The sequence below is a fragment of the Paraburkholderia unamae genome (genome assembly GCF_003096875.1).
Lineage (GTDB): Bacteria > Pseudomonadota > Gammaproteobacteria > Burkholderiales > Burkholderiaceae > Paraburkholderia > Paraburkholderia unamae.
In genome coordinates, this window is record NZ_QEOB01000012.1 from 1 (window position 1) to 18,249 (window position 18,249).

Below are 18,249 nucleotides of genomic sequence, written 5' to 3' on the forward strand. Positions count from 1 at the left end.
GCGTGGGTGGGCAAGGAAATCGGTCCGATCGCGAAACCGAAGGACATCCGCTTCGGCGAGAACCTGCCGAAGACGCGCTCGGGCAAGATCATGCGGCGCCTGCTGCGCTCGCTTGCGAAGGGCGAGGCGATCACGCAGGACGTGTCCACGCTGGAAAACCCCGCGATTCTCGATCAGCTCGGCGAGGCTCGCTGAGCCCACACTGAACCCGCGCTGAACTCGCATTGAAGCGGTCGCCCTGCCGCCCGCACGAATGGCATGGATGCCGCCCGCGCTGGGCGGCCTTTGTGGAGTGGACCGATGAGCGTGAGCGAAGGGAGGCTTCCCCATATCATCGTGCGGCAATCGCGTCGCGGCCGTGGCGTATTCGCGCGACATGCGTTGTACGCCGGCGAGTGCGTGATCGAGTACAAGGGCGAGTGGGCGGCCTGGGAAGCCGCGCTCTCGCGGCTTGTAGCGGGAGAGCTGCCACCGGGAAACGCCGTTTTCCTTGGCGTGAGCGACGGCTATGTCATGGTCGGCGCGCGCGAACGCAACCCCGCGCGGTGGATCAACCACTCGTGCGAGCCGAATTGCCGGGTGCAAGTGCGCAATGGCCGCGCGTTCGTTCGCGCCATCGGCCCGATCGCCGCGGCGAAGGAAATCACGATCGATTACGCGCTTGCCGTCGAGCCGCCGCGAGGACCTGCGATGACCGGGAGGTTTGCGTGCTGCTGTGGTGCGAAGACTTGCCGGGGAACGATGCTCGCGATACGGCGCGAAGAACCCGAACGTCGGGCAGCGGCCAGCACGAATCACGACGCCGCGCCCGTTGCCTGCGAGGCGCAGCCGTGCGCGCCCGCGCAGGTCCGCGTGCTCGAACGTCTTGCCGGAAATCGGCTCGCCATATGCTGGCGTCAGCCTGGCCGCGCGTTGTATGGCGAGCAGGTGTGGCTGGCCGGGCTGGCAACCGCGCCGGGACGGTGTGCGTTGTCCCAGAGAGCGTTCGACGCCGGAACCCCGGTGTTCGCGCCTTCGGGCACGCCCCAGCCCGTGAATGGCGACGCACGCATTCTGGTTGAGGCGGTCGATTCGCTCGACCTCGAAATGCTCGCGTAGCGGTTGGCGTGCGGCGAGCCCGTGCAGCTTGCTACGCTTTTCCTGAAGCCGGGCCAGGCGTGCCGCAGTTTTCGTCATCGGCACGGGCAAGCATGGCCTGTACCGCGTGCGCGAGGGCGTGCTTCAGTGCGGTGTCGCTGGCGAGATGCCCGCCGGGCACGCGGGCGATGTGCGCACGCGGCGCGGCCCTGGCGAGACGTTCTGCGTTGTGCACGGGGCACACGGGATCTCGCGTCCCGTGAACGGCAAAGATCGGGACTCCTGCACGTTCTGCCGAGCGCGCGCAGGCGAGTAAGCGGCGCTCGCCCAGCCAGCAGTCGTGCATCAGGTAATGCGACTGAATACGATACTTGGCGATGAGCGCATGCACGGCCTTCGGCTCGTTCGCGCGACGCGCCCGGGCTTTCATGGCGCGGCCAGGCCGCGACGAAGCGAGCACCGCATCTTCAAACGCACGCCACGCGAGCGCGACTTCGCGTTGCTTCGCGTAGGCCGCGCCGGGCTGCAATCGTCGGGTACAAGCTGCCAGCAGGGCGCTCGCGCGCGTGCATCCGGCGGCGGAGCGCAGACGCCGCCAGGCGCGCGGCGCTCGACTGCGCGAGGTGACGAAGAGACTGCGCACCTCGTGCCGCGAGGTCAGAAAGAGTCCGCGCAGCACGACGCCCCGCACGCTTCCGGGATGCCGGCTCGCATACGCGAGCGCGAGCGCCGCTCCCCACGAGCCGCCAACCACACCCCAGCGCGCGATGCCAAGCGCGCGGCGGATCGCTTCGAGGTCGTCGATGAGGCGATCCGTGCGGTTGCCGCGCAGCGTGCCGCGAGGCGACGACGCGCCCGCGCCGCGTTGATCGACAAAAATCACGCGCGTTCTGGTCAGATCGAACAGGGCCAGCATGCCGGGCTGGCTTGCGCTGCCAGGGCCGCCGTGCAGCAGGACAACGGCAGGCGCGGCGCTCGGGCCTGCGATCGTGACCGCGATCGCGTGTCCGTCGCGGCGCAAGCGTAGCCTGCGCAACGGTTCAGCGGAGGATGGCCAGCCGGGAATGCGTTTGCTCATGAATGTGCGGCTTCCTGCGAGCGCGTGACTGGAAAGATCAGTGATCGGGCAAGAACCATACGCTGCTTGCCCGTGAGAGCGCCAAAAATTTCGGTGCCCGCACGAGATGATCGCGCAAAACCGCCGCCGCGAACATCCCGATTGCACGATCAACCTGTCGCGACCGTCTCCCCGTCGAAGTCACTCCGGTCAGGCAAGAATCCGGTCGATCACGCGCTGATTCCCCAGCGAGTTCTCAAGCGGGAAGCGCGGACCCGGCCGCGTGCCGAGCAGCGCATCGGCGAAGTCTTCGACCATGAGCTGATACTGGTCGAAGCCGTCGAAAGCCTCGGTGCGAATCGACGCGGTCTCGTCGGTGCGCAGATGGACGACCGCCGGTCCGTAGACGCCGGGGTTGAACGGCGCTTCGAGCGAGAGCCAGCCACGCGTGCCGTGGAAAGTCATCTGCTGGCGGCGCGCCAGTTGCGTGGCGCAATAGAAGCGCAGATCGAATCCGTCAAAGGCGACGCGCGCCGACGCAAACCGGTCCGTGCCAAAGCGTGGGTCGATCTCGACGTCCGCTTCCACGCGAATGGGTTCGAGGCCCGTGGCAAGACGCGTCGTCACGACCGGGTACACGCCGATGTCGCGCACGCCGCCGCCGCCGAGCGCCCGGTCGTTCTTGAGCGCATGCGGGTCTTCGTTGAAGTAGCTGAACGCGCCTTCCACCAGTTTCAGGTCGCCGATCAGACCTTGTGCGAGACAGTCGCGCACATAGTGCCATTGCGGATGATGCGCCACCATGAAGGCCTCGGCGCACAGCTTGCCGGTACGCTCGCGCAAGGCGACAAGCGCCTCCACTTCGCTTGCATGCATCGCGATGGGCTTTTCACAGAGCACGTGCTTGCCGGCCAGCAGCGCCCGTTTGCACCACTCGAAGTGCAGGGCGGTCGGAAGCGCGATATAGATCGCGTCGATATCGGCGGCGGCGAGCACGTCCTCGTAGTGCGCGAGCACCTGTTCGATGCCATGGCGGCCCGCGAAGGCGCCGGCCCGCGCGGGATCGCGCGCCGCGATGGCCGCGACCCGGTTGTTGCGCGAGCGCTGCAATGCGGGCACGACGAATTGATCGGCGATGCGGGCCGCGCCCAGCACGCCCCATCGGATGACGTCTTTCATTCGGTGGTTTCCTTTTGCTTTAGCAGACCGTTTGCAGTCGCTCGGCGCATATCGCCAATACTTCGTCGGGGTCGCGACGCCACCAGTTCTGCGCCGAGAAAATCTCGACTTCGACCATGCCGGCGTACCCGGCTCGCTCGACGGCGGTGCGTATCGCGCGCAGGTCCGCCACGCCGTCGCCCATCATGCCGCGGTCCAGCAACGGGTCGCGCGTCTGCCGCAGCCAGTCGCAGACGTGGTACGCGAGCAGGCGGCGCGCGCGTCCGGCGTCGGCGATGGACGCGTCGAGCGCCGGGTCCCACCAGCAGTGGTAGACGTCGAGCGCCACGCCCAGCGTGTCGCCGCCCGCATCGAGCGTTTCGCAAATCTGCAAGGCTTGCGCGAGCGTATTGACGACTGCGCGATCGGCCGCGTAGACGGGATGAAGCGGCTCGATGGCCAGCGGCACGCCGAACGCGCGCGCGGTGTCGGCCAGCATGCCGATGCCGTCGATCACTTGCGCCCGCGCGGCCGGCAGGTCGCGGCTGCCCTCGGGCAGGCCGCCCACCACCATCACGAAGCATTGCGCGCCGAGCGTGGCCGCGTCGCGTATCGCCGCACGATTCGTTTCGACGTTGGCGGCGAACTGTTCCCGGGTTGCCCCAGGCAGATAGGCTGACCGGCAGTAGCCGGTCACCGTGAGCCCCAGGGCGCGGATCTGGCGGGCGAGCGCGTCGATATCCGCCTTGCCGTCCTCGATTTCATGACGCCACGGCGCGATGCCGCCAAAGCCCGCCCGCGCCACGCGGTCAATTACGCGAGTCAGCGGCTCCCGATGACCGAGCGTCGCGGTGTTGATTGAGCAAAGCTCGAGTGTTCCTTGCAGGTTTCTCATGGGGTTCCAGATTCATGTCAAAGACGAGCAGGCCCGCGCGTCCGCCTTGCAGCGCTTCGATCAGCCGCGCGGAGATGGCCTGGCGGGTCGGGTGCGCGAGGTAGGCGAAGCAGGCGTCCCAGCTCGCGAAATCCATCATGAAGCCATCGTCGAATGCGGCGGCCAGCCCCTCCGGGGAGGCGTTCAGCCCGCTGTGGAAGTTCGAGAACGCGATGCCGGGCAATTCCGCGAGCCGCCGGATCTGCTCGAAAAAAGCGCGGCGGCATTCGGGCGTCACCTCGTCGCGGAAGCGGCACAGCTCCATGTGGCGCACGGTGGTGTGGCGGGGGCCTGGGGTCGTCGGCACGTCAGTCTCCGCAGCCCAGTGGGAGCAGCAGCGCGCGCATCCGGCGCACCGCCGCTTCGGGCTCGCGCAACAGGCCCGCGCGGTCGGCCAGGCGGAACACCTCGGCGAGATAGGCGGGCGGGCGCATGCCGTGGTGGCCGCCCGGCATGAAGAAGTGCGGCTGGAATCCGTTCAGGTACGCAAGCAGGACGACGCCGGTCTTGTAGAATTGCGTAGGTGTACGGAAGATATGGCGCGCGAGCGGCACGGTCGGCGCGAGCAGGGCGTCGTAGGTGGCGCGGTCTCCCGTGGCGAGGGCCGCGAGCGCCTGCGAGGCGGCCGGAGCGATGGCGTCGAAAATGCCGAGCAGCGCATGCGAGTGATGCGTGCCGTCGCCCACGATCAGCGACGGATAGTTGAAGTCGTCGCCCGTGTAGAGCTTGACGCCTTCCGGCAGGCGGCGGCGGAACGTGATCTCCTTGTGCTCGTCGAGCAGGGAAATCTTGATGCCGTCCACGCGCGTTGCGTTCTCTTCGATGATGTCGAGGCATACGGCGGCGGCTTGCGCGAAATCGCCGCCGCCCCAGTAGCCTGCCAGCGCAGGATCGAACATCTCGCCGAGCCAGTGCAGGATGACCGGCCGGTCGCACATGGCCAGCACTTCGCGATAGACGCGCCGGTAGTCGTCGGGCGAGCGCGCGACTTTCACGAGCGCGCGGCTGGCCATCAGAATGATGTTGCCGCCCACGCGCTGCACGGCTTCGATCTGATGCGCGTACGCACGGATCACGTCGTCGCAGTCCGCAACATCGCGCAGATCGACGTGATCGGTCCCGCAGCCGGACGCAATGCGCGCGCCCGCGATATCGCGCGTTTCGGCGAGCGTGCGCGTGATGAGTTCGAGCGCCGTGGGCCACGGCACGCCCATGCCGCGTTGCGCGGTATCCATCGCTTCGGCAATGCCGAGACCTTGTTGCAGCAGGTAGCGGCGGTATTCGAGCGTGCGCGGCCAGTCGATGGCGGGAGCCGCGTCGAGCTCGCCCGCGCGCAACGGATCGGCGACGATATGCGCCGCCGAATAGGCGATCCGGTTGAAGGGGCGCGCGGGCGCGCAAACGGCGAGCGGCTTGCCTTCGACGCGCCAGGGCTCGAGGTGTCCGCTTGCGGTGGGAAGCGTGATCGTAAGGGTCATGATTGGGCTCAGTACTTGTTGACGAGCAGGCCGCCATCCACGCGGATGGCCTGGCCCACGCTATAGGCGAGGCCCCCGGTGGCGAGCGTGCGCACGGCGGTGGCGACGTCTTGCGGTTTGCCCCAGTGGGGGATGGCGGTGAGTCCTTGCGCGATCTGCGCGTCGTAGCGCGCGCGCGAGGGCTCGGTCATTTCGGTCTCGATGAGTCCGGGCTGCACCTCGTAGACGCCCACGCCGAGTTCGGCGAGGCGCAGCGAGAACAGCGTGGTCGCCATCGAGAGACCGGCTTTCGACACGCAGTATTCGCCGCGTAGCGGTGAAGCCGCGATCGCGTTTGACGAGGTGATCGTGATGACGCTGCGATGCGCGGCGCGCGCGCGGCGCCCGCCTTCGGCCAGATAGCGCGCGAAGGTTTGCGTCAAAAAGAACGTGCCGCGCAGGTTCACCGACATGCACCGGTCGAAGCTCTCCGGCGTGACGTCCAGCAGGTCGCCGCGCGAAAGCACCGACACGCCCGCGTTGTTCACGAGGCAATCGACCGGGCCGTCCAGTTTCGCCTCCACCTGCGCGAGGAGCGCCGCGTGCGTGGCGAGATCGGCGAGGTCGGAAACCAGGGCTGCCGCGCGCGCGCCCGTTTGCGCGACCGCGTCGACGGCGGCGTCCAGTTCGGCCGACGCGACGGCATCGGTCAGCGCGACATCGAAGCCCGCGCGGCCGAGTTCGACGGCGATGGCGCGGCCGATGCCGCGCCGCGCGCCCGTGACGAGCGCAACCGGCCGCGCTGCGGAAGTTGGGGCGTTCGACGCGTTCACAGCGTGGCTCCGTTCGCGATCAGATCGCGTGCGATGATGGTGCGCTGGATCTGGTTCGTGCCTTCGTAGATTTGCGTGATCTTGGCGTCGCGATAGAGCCGCTCGACTTCGAAGCCGCGAATGTAGCCGCTGCCGCCGAAGATCTGCACGGCGTTGGCGCTGTGCTTGACGGCCGTGTCGCCCGCGAAGCATTTCGCCATCGAGCACGCGATGCTGGCGCGCTCGCCCGCATCGAGCCGTTCGGCGGCGTCGCGCACGAGCAGGCGCGCCGCCTGGATGTCGCGCGCCATGTCGGCGAGCATCCACTGAATGCCTTGAAACTCCGCCAGGTGGCTGCCGAACTGGCGGCGCGTTTTTGCGTAGTCGAGCGCGGCTTCGAGACCCGCCTGGGCGATGCCCACCGCGAGCGAGGCGATGCCCACGCGGCCCTTGTCGAGCACGCTCATCATGATGTGGAAGCCACGTCCTTCCTGGCCGAGCAGCGCGTCTTCGGCCAGCTTCACGCGCTCGAAATGCAGCTCGCCGACCTGCGAGGCGCGCTGGCCCATCTTGTGTTCCTTCGGCCCCTTCGAGACGCCCGCGAGCGAACAGTCGACGATGAAGATGCTCATGCCGCGCTTGCCCGCTTCCGGGTTCGTGCGCGCGAGCACGAAGGCGAGGTCCGCCACGGGCGCGTTGTGAATCCACAGCTTGGCGCCGCTCAACTCCCAGCCGTCGGCCGTGCGCGTCGCCGTGGTGCGGATGCCGGAAACGTCGCTGCCGCCGTCGGCTTCGGTAATGCAGTACGCCGGCTTCAGCGCGGCGCTCAAGAGCGGCTGCATGTAGCGCGCGCGCTGCGCTTCGGTGCCGTGCACGCTCAGCAGCGTGCCCACGAGTTCGAGCAGCCCGCACTGGTCGGCGACCGAGGCGTAGCCGCGCGAGAGTTCCTCCATCACGATTGCATAGGCCGTTGCGTCGAGGCCCACGCCGCCGTAAGCCTCCGGCACGGTAATCCCGAAGAGACCCAGTTCGCCCATCTGCTGGTAGATCTCGGCGGGAAAGCGCTCCTCGCGATCGAGCGCCTCCGCCACCGGGCGAATCACTTCATCGGCGAAACGACGCGTCGTTTCGCGAATCTGCTGATGAATATCCGAGAGTTTCATGCTGTCTCCATGTCCGATAAAAATGGGGTGTGAGCAAAGTTGTCCGCTCAGGTAAACCCGGCTGCGCTAAAAACACCCCTTGAATTAAGCAGTTTCCTGTGCCAACATTCGCAGCAAGTAACTAACCGGTGCGTTATTTAAGACCAACGAAGCGCTGCTGTCAACGAGGGTTGCAGCCGATCTGGACGGAGGGGCGAGTTGAAAAAATGTATGGATGTCGCGAAGGCGGTCGAGCAGATCTTCGACGGCGCGACGATTGCACTGACAGGTTCGGGCGGCGGTCTGCTCGAAGCGGACGCGGTGCTGGCTGCCTTGGAGCAGCGCTTTCTGGCGACGGGGCATCCGCGCGATCTCACGATCGTGCACGCGCTCGGCATTGGCGACGGCAAAGGCAGCGGGCTCGGACGATTCGCGCACCAGGGCATGGTGCGGCGCGTGATCGGCGGTCACTGGAGCTGGTCGCCCGCGATGCAGCAACTGGCGAAGGAGGAGGCCTTCGAGGCGTACAGCCTGCCCGCCGGGGCGATTTCCACCTTGCTGCGCGAGATTGGCGCGGGCCGTCCGGGCCTGATCACGCATGTCGGCCTGCGCACGTTTGTCGATCCGCGCGTCGAGGGGGGAAAGCTCAATGCGCGCGCCACCGAAGACCTCGTGGAACTGGTCGAACTGGACGGGCGCGAGTACCTGCGCTACAAGCCGTTCAAGGTGGACTTCGCGATTGTTCGCGGTTCGAGCGCCGACGCGCACGGCAACGTCACGCTGCGCCGCGAGCCGGTTGATCTGGACACCTATGCAGTGGCGCTGGCCGCGCACAACAGCGGCGGCCGCGTCATCGCCCAGGTCAAGGCGTGCATGCCCGAAGGCGAGTCTGTGCCGGCGCGGCTCGTGAGAATACCCGGCGTGCTGGTGGATGCGGTTGTCGAGGCGCCGTCGCAGGTGCAATGCACGGTCGCCGACTACGACCCGGTGCTAAGCGGCGAGACGCGCGACACGCAATGCGCGGTGGCGCCCGAAGTGCCGACCGGCATTCGCTATCTGATCGCGGCACGCGCGGCGCGGGAACTGGGCGAGGGGTGCTCGGCCAACTTCGGCTTCGGCATTCCGGGCGGCATTCCGGGCATCCTCGCGCAACAGGGGCGGCTCGGCACGTTCTGGGGGTCCGTGGAGCAAGGCATCCACAACGGCGAAATGCTCGACGGTCCCATGTTCGGCACGGCGCGCAACGCGCACGCCATTCTCTCAGGCGTCGATCAGTTCGACTTCTACAGCGGCGGCGGCATCGACGTCACGTTTCTCGGCATGGGCGAGATGGACGGCGAGGGCAACATCAACGTGTCGAAGCTCGGCCCGACCGTGGTGGGGCCTGGCGGCTTCATCGACATCACGCAGGGCGCGCGCAAGATCGTGTTCTGCGGGGCGTTCGAGGCGAAGGGGCTGGAGGTCGAGCAGCACGGCGAGCGCGTGACCATCACGCGCCCGGGCAGCGTGCCGAAACTCGTGCAACGCGTGCAGCAGATCACCTTCAGCGGCGCGCAGGCACGCATTGCCGGCCAGGAAGTGTTGTACGTGACCGAGCGCGCCGTGTTCCGGCTGGAGCGTGATGGCGTGCGCCTCATCGAGGTGACGCCGGGCATCGATATCGAACGGGACGTGATCGCCCGCATGGGCTTTCGTCCGCTGGTCGATGCGGCGCTGCTCGCGCGGCGCGGTGCGCTTTCGCAGGAGCGGGCGGCATGAACGCCCACGCGCGCCCGCCGGTTCGATGCGCGCCTCGCGGCGCGCATGGCCTACGGGTGCACGAGGCGAAGGATCGTGTCGATGTTGAACGCGAGACGATTCTTCAACGCATCCTTGCTCATGAAGTCGATGTCGAAGATGACGCCGCTCGTGTAGCGGTTGGTGAGGTAGTAATAGCCGATGGCCGCCATCGTGATGTGAAGCTGGCGGGCGTCCACGCCGCTGCGGAATGCGCCGGCCTCGACGCCGCGATCGAGAATGCGTTGCAGCATCGAAATGAAGCCGTGGTGCAGTTCGCGGAATCGTTCGGACTTCTTGACGTGTCGCGCCTTGTGAAGATTCTCGCTGTTCACGAGCGTCATGAACTCCGGGTTCTTCAGGTAGTAGTTCCACGTATGCGTGACGAGCGCGACGAGCGCCTCTTCGGGCGTGAGGTGGTCGAGGTCGAGTTTGAGTTCGGCGGAGCGGATGTCGGCGTAAGCCTCTTCGAGCACGGCGACGAACAGTTCCTCCTTGCTGCCGAAGTAGTGATAGATCATCCGCTTGTTCGACTTCGCCCGCGTGGCGATGGCTTCGACGCGCGCGCCCGCAAGGCCGAGTTTCGCGAATTCCTTGGTGGCCGCTTCGAGAATGCGGGCGCGCGTGACTTCGGGGTCGCGCTGGCGCGGCGGCGCCTTGGTGACGGGGGCCGATTTCGCGGCTCGACCTCGGGTCGGGGTTTCAAGGCTCATGGGTAGTGGTCGTATAGGGGTGAATTTGGGCACCGGCAACGGGTGCTTCTTGTCAGCGAATATAGACCAAAAAGGCGTTGTCAGGAAGTAACCGGATGGTGCAGAATGTGCAAAAAATCGGAGTGCCGGAAGCGATTGACCCGGCCTTCCGGGCATCAACACGGAGACGTTACATGAGCAACCTGAGTGAACTCGTCGCCGCCTCGCGGCTGCCGGGCGAACCGATCCACACCCCGATGTTCATCGGGGGAAAACCCTGGCGCGGCTCGCAGGACGAGCGCGTGGTGCGCAAGAGCCCCGCGCACGGCGTGGCCGTGACCAGCACGCAGCGCGCGAGCGTGGCCGACCTGGACGCCGCCGTGTCGGCCGCGCGCCAGGCATTCGACGACGGCCGCTGGTCGCGCCTCCCGGCCGAGCAGCGCGCCACGGTGCTGCTCAAAACGGCGCAATTGATCCGCGAGCAGGCGGACACCCTGGCGTGGTTCGAAACGCTCGAAAGCGGCAAGCCGCTTGCGCAGTCGCGCGGTGAAATTCTCGGCGCGGCCGGCATCTGGGAATATGCGGCGGGCCTCGCGCGCATCGTGCACGGCGACACGCACGACTCGCTGGGCGAGCGCATGTTCGGCCTCGTGCTGCGTCAGCCCGTGGGCGTGGTCGGCATCATCACGCCGTGGAATTTTCCCTTCTTCATTCTCTCCGAGCGGTTGCCGTTCGCGCTGGCCGCCGGTTGCACGGTGGTCGTGAAGCCGGCCGAACTCACACCCACGACCACGCTGCGGCTGGCTACGCTGCTCGCCGAAGCGGGCTTGCCCGAGGGCGTGGTCAATGTCGTGACGGGGCTCGGTTCGGTCGTGGGGCAGGCGCTCGCCGACCATCCGGACGTCGACATGATCTCCTTCACCGGCTCCACGTCGGTGGGTCAGTCGGTCATGCGCGCGGCGGCCGGCAACATGAAGAAGGTGGGGCTCGAACTGGGCGGCAAGAATCCGCAGATCGTCTTTGCCGACGCGGATCTCGACGACGCCGCCGACGCCATCGCGTTCGGCATCTCCTTTAACGCCGGTCAGTGCTGTGTTTCCGGGAGCCGCCTGGTCGTGCATCGTTCGGTCGAGGCCGAACTGGTCGAGCGCGTGCGCGCGGTGCTGGCCAGGGTGCGCGTGGGCGACCCGCTCGACGCGGCGAACCATGTCGGCGCCATCGTCGAGGCGCGCCAGTTCGCCAAGATTCGCGGCTATATCGAAGCGGGCCGCGAATCGCAGGCGCAGCTCGTGTGCGGCGGCGAGTCGAGCAGCGAAGGCGAACGCTATTTCGTGAGCCCGACGGTGTTTCGCCATGTCGATCCGCGCGGCGCGCTCGCGCAGGAAGAAATTTTTGGCCCGGTGCTCGCGGTCACGCCGTTCGACACCTTCGACGAAGCCGTCGCGCTCGCCAACGGCGTGCCGTTCGGCCTCGCCGCGAGCATCTGGACGCGCGACCTCGAAGGCGCGATGCAAAGTTTGCGCGCCGTGCAGGCGGGACGCATCTGGGTCAACTGCACGATCACCGGCGGGCCGGAACTGCCGATCGGCGGCTTCAAGCAATCGGGAATCGGCCGCGAAACGGGCCGCTACGGCCTGGAGGAATATACCGAGCTGAAGTCGGTGCACGTGCAACTTGGCGCACGCGCACGCTGGATGGCCTGAACCGCGGCGGCAGGACGGCCGCGTCTCGCAACGGGCGCGGCCGGTTGAAAAAAGCAATGGAGACAGTGATGTTTGACTACGTGATCGTGGGTGGAGGGCCGGCCGGCTGCGCGCTGGCAGCGCGGCTGAGCGAAGATCAGGCCGTGCGGGTGCTGCTTCTCGAAGCCGGCCCCGCGGATACCGACCCGTACATCCATATGCCCGTGGGCTTCTTCAAGATGACCGGCGGGCCGTTGACGTGGGGCTACAAGACGGTCGCGGGCAAGCCGACGCAGCAACGGCAGATCCCGTTTGCGCAAGGGCGGGTGCTCGGCGGCGGCGGCTCCATCAACGCCATGGTCTATACGCGCGGCCAGCCCGCCGACTACGACGGCTGGGAGCGCGAGGGCTGTGCCGGCTGGGGATTTCGCGAGGGCGTGCTGCCGTATCTGCGCCGCATGGAGGACAACGAACGCCTGTGCAACGAGTACCACGGCGTGGGCGGCCCGCTCGGCGTCTCCGACCTCATCACGGTCAACGAGATGACGAAGGCGTTCGTGCGCGCGGGCCAGCAGGCGGGCATGCCGCACAACAGCGATTTCAACGGCGAGCAGCAGGCGGGCGTGGGCGTCTATCAGGTGACGCAGCGCGGCGGGCGTCGATGCAGCGCGGCCGTCGGCTATCTCAACCCGGCGCGCGGGCGGCCGAACCTGACGATCCGCACGGACTGCTTCGTGTTGCGCGTCGTGATCGAAAACGGCCGCGCGGTGGGCGTCGAACTGGCCGACAAGGACAACCGCGCGAACACCAGCGTCGTGCGCGCCGAGCGCGAGGTGATCGTGACCGCGGGTGCGATCGGCTCGCCCAAGCTGCTGATGCTCTCGGGCATCGGACCGGCGGCGGATCTCGAACGCGCGGGCGTGAAGCCGCGTCTCGCACTGGAAGGCGTCGGCCAGAATCTCCAGGATCACTTCGACATCGATATCGTCTACGAGCTGAACGGCCCGTACAGTCTCGACAAGTATGCGAAGAAGCATCTCATGTTGATGGCGGGGCTCCAGTACAAGCTCTTCAACTCCGGGCCGGTGACGTCGAATATCGCCGAAGGCGGCGCGTTCTGGTATTCGGACCCGGGCGTCGCCACGCCCGACCTCCAGTTCCATTTTCTGCCGGGCGCCGGTGTCGAAGCCGGGGTGCCGCCGGTGCCCTCGGGGTCCGGCTGCACGCTGAATTCCTATTTCCTGCGCCCGCGCAGCCGCGGCAGCGTGGCGCTGTCGAGCGCCGACCCGGCCGCCGCGCCGCTCATCGACCCCGCGTATATTCGCGACCCCTATGACCTTCAGGTCGCCGTCGAGGGCATTCGCCAGAGCCGGGAGATCATGAGCCAGTCCGCGATCAGCAAGTACCTCAAGCGCGAGCACTTTCCGGGGCCTTCCGTGCGCACCCAGGCCGACTATGAGGCGTATGCGCAGCAGTACGGCCGCACGGGCTATCACCCGGTGGGCACCTGCAAGATGGGCGTCGACGCGTTGTCGGTCGTCGATCCCGAACTGCGCGTGCACGGCATCGAGGGACTGCGCGTGGCGGACTCGTCGATCATGCCGCGCATCGTGAGTTCGAACACGAATGCGCCCACGCTGATGATCGCCGAAAAGGCGGCCGACCTCATTCGCGGACGCTGCGCGCCGGCGAGCGTGGCCGCGCCCACGAGCCTCGCGCGCACGGCTTCGCGCGAACCGGTTCCCGCAGCAACAGCCGCAACAGCATAAACAACCGTACCCGGCCAGCCGGGTACCACACAGTCAGTAACTAACCAGTTATTTACGTTGGCGCTTAACAGGTGCCGAATCCATGGAGGAGACATCATGTCCAGTTTTGATCGTTCGACCTTGAGCCGGCGTCAGTTCATGAAGCTGGGGGCCGGCGCCGCGGTCGCCGCGGCAAGCGGCGGACTCTCGTCGCTCGCGTTCGGCGCGCAGCCCGTCACGCTGGCGTGTTCGTTCCGCTCGCTGACGAGCCCGTACTACGTGGCGTTCAACAAGGGCGCGCAGAACTTCGCGAAGAACGCCGGCCTGTCCTACGTGCCGCTCACGACGGAAGGCAGCTCCGAAAAGGGCATTGCCGACGTGCGCGCGCTGTTGCAGAAAACCGGCGGCAATCTCGTGCTGAACGTCGACCCGAACGATTCGGCCGACGCGCGCGTGATCGTCGAAGCCTGCGCGAAAGCCGGCGCGTTCGTGACGACGATCTGGAACAAGCCCAAGGATCTGCATCCGTGGGACTACAACCCGAACTACGTGGCGCATCTTTCGTTCGATGGCGTCGCCAACGGCGAAGCCACGGCCACCGAACTCTTCAAGTCCATGGGCGGCAAGGGCGGCGTGGTGGCGCTGGGCGGCATCTTCAGCAACGTGCCTGCGATCGAGCGCAAGGCGGGCCTCATGGCGGCGCTCAAGAAGTTCCCCGGCATCGAACTGCTCGACTTCCAGGTGGCCGACTGGGACTCGCAAAAGGCGTTCCCCATCATGCAGGCGTGGCTCACGCGCTTCAACTCGAAGATCAAGGGCGTATGGGCGGCCAACGACGACATGGCGCTCGGCGCGATCGAAGCGTTGCGCGGCGAGGGTCTGGCCGGCCAGTTACCCGTTTCCGGCATGGACGGCGACCAGCAGGGACTCGCCGCGCTCAAGGCCGGAGAGATGAATTCGACGGTCTACTTCGACCCGTACTGGCTCGGCGGCATCGGTCTTTCCATGGGCCTTGAGGCGAAGCAGCAAAAGCTTCAGGTCGCCTCGCTTTCGAAGGACAAGCGCGAAATGTTCTGCAAGCCCACGCTCGTGACGAAGGCCAACGTGCAGCAGGTCATGGCGTTGCAGGCCGCGCCCACGGCCGACTGGAACAATCTCTATGCCCGCGTGGCCGGGCCGGTGGTGTATCGATGAACAGGCTCACAGCAGCGCCCGGCCGAGGGGGCGTTCATGGCTCGACACCCGGCGTTCATGCGCTCGTCGCCCCGCAAACGTTGAGGCGGCTCGCGCCGCTCATCGTGCTGATCGTGCTGGGCCTCGCGATCGGCGCGGTGAACCGCGACTTCTTCGATCCGATGAACTTCGCGCGCATCGCCGTGGCGGCGGCCATCCCGCTCACGATCGCGCTTGGCGGCACCTATGTGATCCAGCTTGGCAGCATCGACCTGTCGGCCGAAGGCATCGTCGCAGTGGCGGCCATCGCGGTGTCGATGCTCGTTGAGAACTCCATCAACGATAACCACTTCGGCCTGTGGACGGTCGGCGTGGCGGTGGCGGCGGGCCTGGCGCTCGGGCTCGCGAATGGCGTGCTGCATGTGCTGCTGCGCATCCCGTCGTTCATCACGACGCTCGCCGTGGGCTTCATCGCGACCGGCATCGGCACCGCCTGGCTCTCGGGCAACACCATCCGTGTGACCGACTCGGGATTGCGGGGCCTCGCCATCACGCGCTATCTGGGGCTGCCGCTCACGGTGTGGATCGCCATTGCCTGCCTGGTCGTCGCATGGGCCGTGTCGCGTCACACGCTGCTCGGCCGCCACGTGCTCGCCATTGGCGGCGGCGAGGAACTCGCGCGCCTGAACGGCGTGCGCGTGCGACAAGTCCGCATCGCCGTGTTCGCGCTCGCGGGCGCCTTCTATGGCGTGGCCGGCGTGCTCGCCGTCGCGCAGTACGGGCAGGGGCACGCGCTCATCGCGAACGGGCAACTGTTCGTCGCGATCACCGCCATCGTGGTGGGCGGCACGTCGCTGGCGGGCGGCAACGGCGGTCCGCTCAATACGCTGGTCGGCACGCTGATCGTCGTCGTGCTCGCCAACGGCATGGTGCTGCTCGGTGTTCCGCCGTACGTGCAGCAAGGCATTCAGGGTGCGTTGATCATCCTGGCGGTGACGCTCGCGTTGAACCGCTCCCGCAAGCACATCGTCAAGTAGGGGAAAGACATGCTCTCCTTGAATCACATTACCAAGCGCTTTCCTGGCGTGCTCGCGCTCGACGACGTCTCGATCGAGGTGCGACCGAACGAGATCGTCGGCCTGATCGGCGAGAACGGCGCGGGCAAATCCACGCTGATGAAGCTGTTGACGGGAGCCTATCGTCAGGACTCCGGCGAAATTCTGCTCGGCGGCGAGCCGCTCGTCATTCGCAACCCGCGCGAGGCCACCTCGAAGGGTATCGCCATGGTGTACCAGGAGCAGTCGATCCTGCCGAACCTCACCGTGGCCGAGAATCTCTTTCTTGGCCGCGAGCAGGCGTTCGTGCGCTTTGGCCGCCTCGACTGGGCGAAGCTGCGCCGGGCGGCGCAGAAAGAACTCGAGATGGTGCACCTCGACGTCGATCCGTTGACGCTGTGCGAGGACCTCTCGTTCGGGCAGCGCCAGATGGTCGAGCTTGCCCGCGCGTTGTCGCTCGCGAGCCACGCCGGGGGCATGCCCGTGATCCTGCTCGATGAGCCGACTTCCGTGCTGGAGTCGGCCGAGATCGAGATACTCTTTCGCCTCGTGCGCGAGCTGAAATCGCGCGCTTCCTTCGTGTTCGTTTCGCATCGTCTGGATGAGCTGCTGTCGTTGAGCGATCGCGTGTACGTCATGAAGGACGGGCGCACGGTTGCGCAGATGAACAGCGCCGATGCTTCGGTGGCGAGACTTCACGAGTTGATGGTGGGGCGCTCGCTGCACGGCGAGTACTACCGCGAAAACCTGCAAAAGCCGCCGCGTAGCGAGGTCGCGCTCGCCGTGCGCAATCTGTCCATGGGTCATGCGCTGAACGACGTGTCGTTCGAAGTCCGCTGCGGCGAGGTGTTCGGCATTGCGGGCGTGGTCGGCTCCGGGCGCGAAGAGTTGTGCCGCGTGATCGCGGGACTCGAAAAGCCCGATGCGGGCTCGGTGCAGGTGGGCAGCGTGCGGCTCAAGCCCAACGCCCGCCATGCGGTGAGCCTGGGTGTCGGTTATGTGCCGCGCGAGCGCAAGGTCGAGGGCATCGTCACGCCGATGAGCGTGGCGCAGAATCTCACGCTCTCCCATCTCGGCGGCGTGAGCCGCGCGGGCGTGATGCGCCGTGCGAACGAACGCGAGATCGCGCAGACGTGGATCGAGCGCCTGCACATCAAGACGCCGGGCCCCGATGCGTCGTGCCGCAACCTCTCCGGCGGCAATCAGCAGAAAGTGGTGCTCGCGAAATGGCGCTACGCCGGAAGCCGCGTGCTCGTGCTCGATCATCCCACGCGCGGGCTGGACGTCGGCGCCAAGGAAGAGGTGTACCAGCTGATTCGCGAGCTGAGCGCGGAAGGCGTGGCCGTGGTGCTCACCGGCGACACCCTCGAAGAGATTCTCGGCCTGAGCCATCGTGTGATGGTGATGCGCGACGGCCGGGCCCAAAAGACGCTTGACTGCGAGGTCGGCCGCAAGCCGGCGCAGGTCGAGATTGTCGAGTACATGATGTAAGGAAACGCCATGTCGACTTCCCAAACCGCACAGGGTCACGCGCCGCAGGTTTCGTTGCGCGCGAAACTAACAGACTACGCACCGATCATAGCGCTCGTCGCGCTCTATCTGCTGATCGAGATCGTGCAACCCCACTTCCTGATGCCTTCGACGCAGCTGGGCCTGCTCGCGGACAGTTGTACCTTGTTCGTGATGGCGGCCGGGACAACGTTCGTTATCCTGATCGGCAGTATCGACTTGTCGTTGCAGGCGGTGGCGTCGCTCGCGAGCGTCATTGTCGCGCTGCTTGTGCCGCGTTTCGGGCCCTACGCCGCCGTGATCGCGCTGGCGGTGTCGTTCGGCATCGGCATCGTGAGCGGCATGATCCAGACCGTGCTGCGCATTCCGTCGTTTATCGCGACGCTTGCGGTGGGCGGCATCGCTTCGGCGGCGGCCCTCGTGCTTTCGGGCACGCGCTCGATCGGCATTGACGACGACGTGCGAAAGTCAGCGCTCGGCTGGACGACGGGGAGCACGTTCGGCATTCCGCATGAAATCCTCCTCTCTATCGTGGTGTTCGCCATCTGCCTGTTTCTGCATCGGCGCACCGTGTTCGGCCGGCACGTGGACGCCATTGGCGCGGGCGAACCGGCGGCCATTGCTTCGGGTGTGCGCGTGGCGCGCAACAAATGGCTCGTGTTCGGGACGTCGTCGCTTTTCGCGGGGCTGGCGGGCGTGATCATGGCGGGGCGGCTCGGTAGCGGCTCGCCGACGCTCGCGGACCAGTTTCTGCTGCCGGCCATCGCGGCCGTCATCGTCGGCGGCACCGCGCTCACGGGCGGCGCGGGCGGCATTGGCCGCACGCTGATCGGCGCGCTGCTCGTTTCGGTCACGCGCGTGGGCATGACGTTCGTGGGCGTGAGCGTGTTCGCGCAGCAGATCGTGTTCGGCGTCATTCTGGTCGTTGCCGTCACGGTGGCGTTCGACCGTTCGAAGGTTCTGGTCATCAAGTAAAG

General features: G+C 66.7%; 17 protein-coding genes. 9 read left to right on the top strand and 8 right to left on the bottom strand.

Annotated elements, in window-relative coordinates; all coding sequences use genetic code 11:
- Together C7402_RS24005 and C7402_RS24010 are read left to right on the top strand one after the other, a co-directional pair.
- On the top strand, positions 1-195 hold a 195-nt coding region (locus C7402_RS24005; protein WP_133254540.1), incomplete at its 5' end, for an AMP-binding enzyme.
- A gap of 105 nt (positions 196-300) precedes the next feature.
- Entirely contained in the window at positions 301-1,098 is a 798-nt protein-coding gene (locus tag C7402_RS24010) for an SET domain-containing protein-lysine N-methyltransferase (protein WP_165841982.1), read from the top strand.
- A gap of 31 nt (positions 1,099-1,129) precedes the next feature.
- On the opposite strand, the gene C7402_RS24015 is transcribed toward C7402_RS24010, so the two are convergent.
- From C7402_RS24015 to C7402_RS24045, 7 genes are all read right to left on the bottom strand, one after another.
- Positions 1,130-2,155 (bottom strand): alpha/beta fold hydrolase, encoded by a 1,026-nt coding sequence (locus C7402_RS24015; RefSeq protein ID WP_116612409.1) that lies wholly within the window; start codon positions 2,153-2,155, stop codon positions 1,130-1,132.
- Between the two features lie 189 nt (positions 2,156-2,344).
- A complete protein-coding gene (locus C7402_RS24020; RefSeq protein ID WP_116612410.1) occupies positions 2,345-3,313 on the bottom strand; it encodes a Gfo/Idh/MocA family protein in 969 nt (322 codons plus the stop codon).
- A gap of 19 nt (positions 3,314-3,332) precedes the next feature.
- On the bottom strand, positions 3,333-4,187 hold the full coding sequence (locus C7402_RS24025) for a sugar phosphate isomerase/epimerase family protein (protein ID WP_116612411.1): 855 nt from the start codon (positions 4,185-4,187) through the stop codon (positions 3,333-3,335).
- Positions 4,102-4,533 (bottom strand): Dabb family protein, encoded by a 432-nt coding sequence (locus tag C7402_RS24030; protein ID WP_112175192.1) that lies wholly within the window; start codon positions 4,531-4,533, stop codon positions 4,102-4,104. Before C7402_RS24030 ends, C7402_RS24025 begins: the two co-directional genes overlap by 86 nt.
- A gap of 1 nt (position 4,534) precedes the next feature.
- Positions 4,535-5,704 carry a dihydrodipicolinate synthase family protein gene (locus tag C7402_RS24035; RefSeq protein WP_116612412.1) on the bottom strand — a complete coding sequence of 390 codons (1,170 nt, stop codon included), beginning with the start codon at positions 5,702-5,704 and terminating at the stop codon, positions 4,535-4,537.
- 8 nt (positions 5,705-5,712) lie between these two features.
- A complete protein-coding gene (locus C7402_RS24040; protein WP_116612413.1) occupies positions 5,713-6,516 on the bottom strand; it encodes a 3-ketoacyl-ACP reductase in 804 nt (267 codons plus the stop codon).
- Positions 6,513-7,658 carry an acyl-CoA dehydrogenase family protein gene (locus C7402_RS24045; protein ID WP_116612414.1) on the bottom strand — a complete coding sequence of 382 codons (1,146 nt, stop codon included), beginning with the start codon at positions 7,656-7,658 and terminating at the stop codon, positions 6,513-6,515. The genes C7402_RS24040 and C7402_RS24045 overlap by 4 nt, the downstream gene beginning before the upstream one ends.
- A 210-nt stretch (positions 7,659-7,868) precedes the next feature.
- Here C7402_RS24045 and C7402_RS24050 point away from each other — a divergent pair, with 210 nt between their 5' ends.
- Complete coding sequence (locus C7402_RS24050; RefSeq protein WP_116612415.1) at positions 7,869-9,395, top strand: acyl CoA:acetate/3-ketoacid CoA transferase; 1,527 nt, start codon at positions 7,869-7,871, stop codon at positions 9,393-9,395.
- Positions 9,396-9,445: 50 nt separating this feature from the next.
- On the opposite strand, the gene C7402_RS24055 is transcribed toward C7402_RS24050, so the two are convergent.
- On the bottom strand, positions 9,446-10,126 hold the full coding sequence (locus C7402_RS24055; RefSeq protein ID WP_112175187.1) for a TetR/AcrR family transcriptional regulator: 681 nt from the start codon (positions 10,124-10,126) through the stop codon (positions 9,446-9,448).
- Between the two features lie 173 nt (positions 10,127-10,299).
- On the opposite strand from C7402_RS24055, the gene C7402_RS24060 reads away from it, so the two are divergent.
- The 6 genes from C7402_RS24060 to C7402_RS24085 all read left to right on the top strand — a co-directional run bounded on the left by C7402_RS24060 (position 10,300) and on the right by C7402_RS24085 (position 18,247).
- Complete coding sequence (locus C7402_RS24060) at positions 10,300-11,808, top strand: aldehyde dehydrogenase family protein (protein ID WP_116612416.1); 1,509 nt, start codon at positions 10,300-10,302, stop codon at positions 11,806-11,808.
- Between the two features lie 68 nt (positions 11,809-11,876).
- The gene (locus C7402_RS24065; protein ID WP_112175185.1) at positions 11,877-13,556 is read left to right on the top strand and encodes a GMC family oxidoreductase; all 1,680 of its coding nucleotides are present in this window, start codon (positions 11,877-11,879) and stop codon (positions 13,554-13,556) included.
- 96 nt (positions 13,557-13,652) lie between these two features.
- Positions 13,653-14,729, top strand: a complete 1,077-nt coding sequence (locus tag C7402_RS24070; protein ID WP_112175184.1) for a sugar ABC transporter substrate-binding protein — start codon at positions 13,653-13,655, stop codon at positions 14,727-14,729.
- Entirely contained in the window at positions 14,726-15,745 is a 1,020-nt protein-coding gene (locus C7402_RS24075; RefSeq protein ID WP_116612417.1) for an ABC transporter permease, read from the top strand. The genes C7402_RS24070 and C7402_RS24075 overlap by 4 nt, the downstream gene beginning before the upstream one ends.
- A gap of 9 nt (positions 15,746-15,754) precedes the next feature.
- Positions 15,755-17,254, top strand: coding sequence for a sugar ABC transporter ATP-binding protein (locus C7402_RS24080; protein ID WP_112175182.1), 1,500 nt, complete (start codon positions 15,755-15,757; stop codon positions 17,252-17,254).
- Positions 17,255-17,263: 9 nt separating this feature from the next.
- Positions 17,264-18,247, top strand: coding sequence for an ABC transporter permease (locus tag C7402_RS24085; RefSeq protein ID WP_116612418.1), 984 nt, complete (start codon positions 17,264-17,266; stop codon positions 18,245-18,247).
- Positions 18,248-18,249 lie beyond the last annotated feature (2 nt).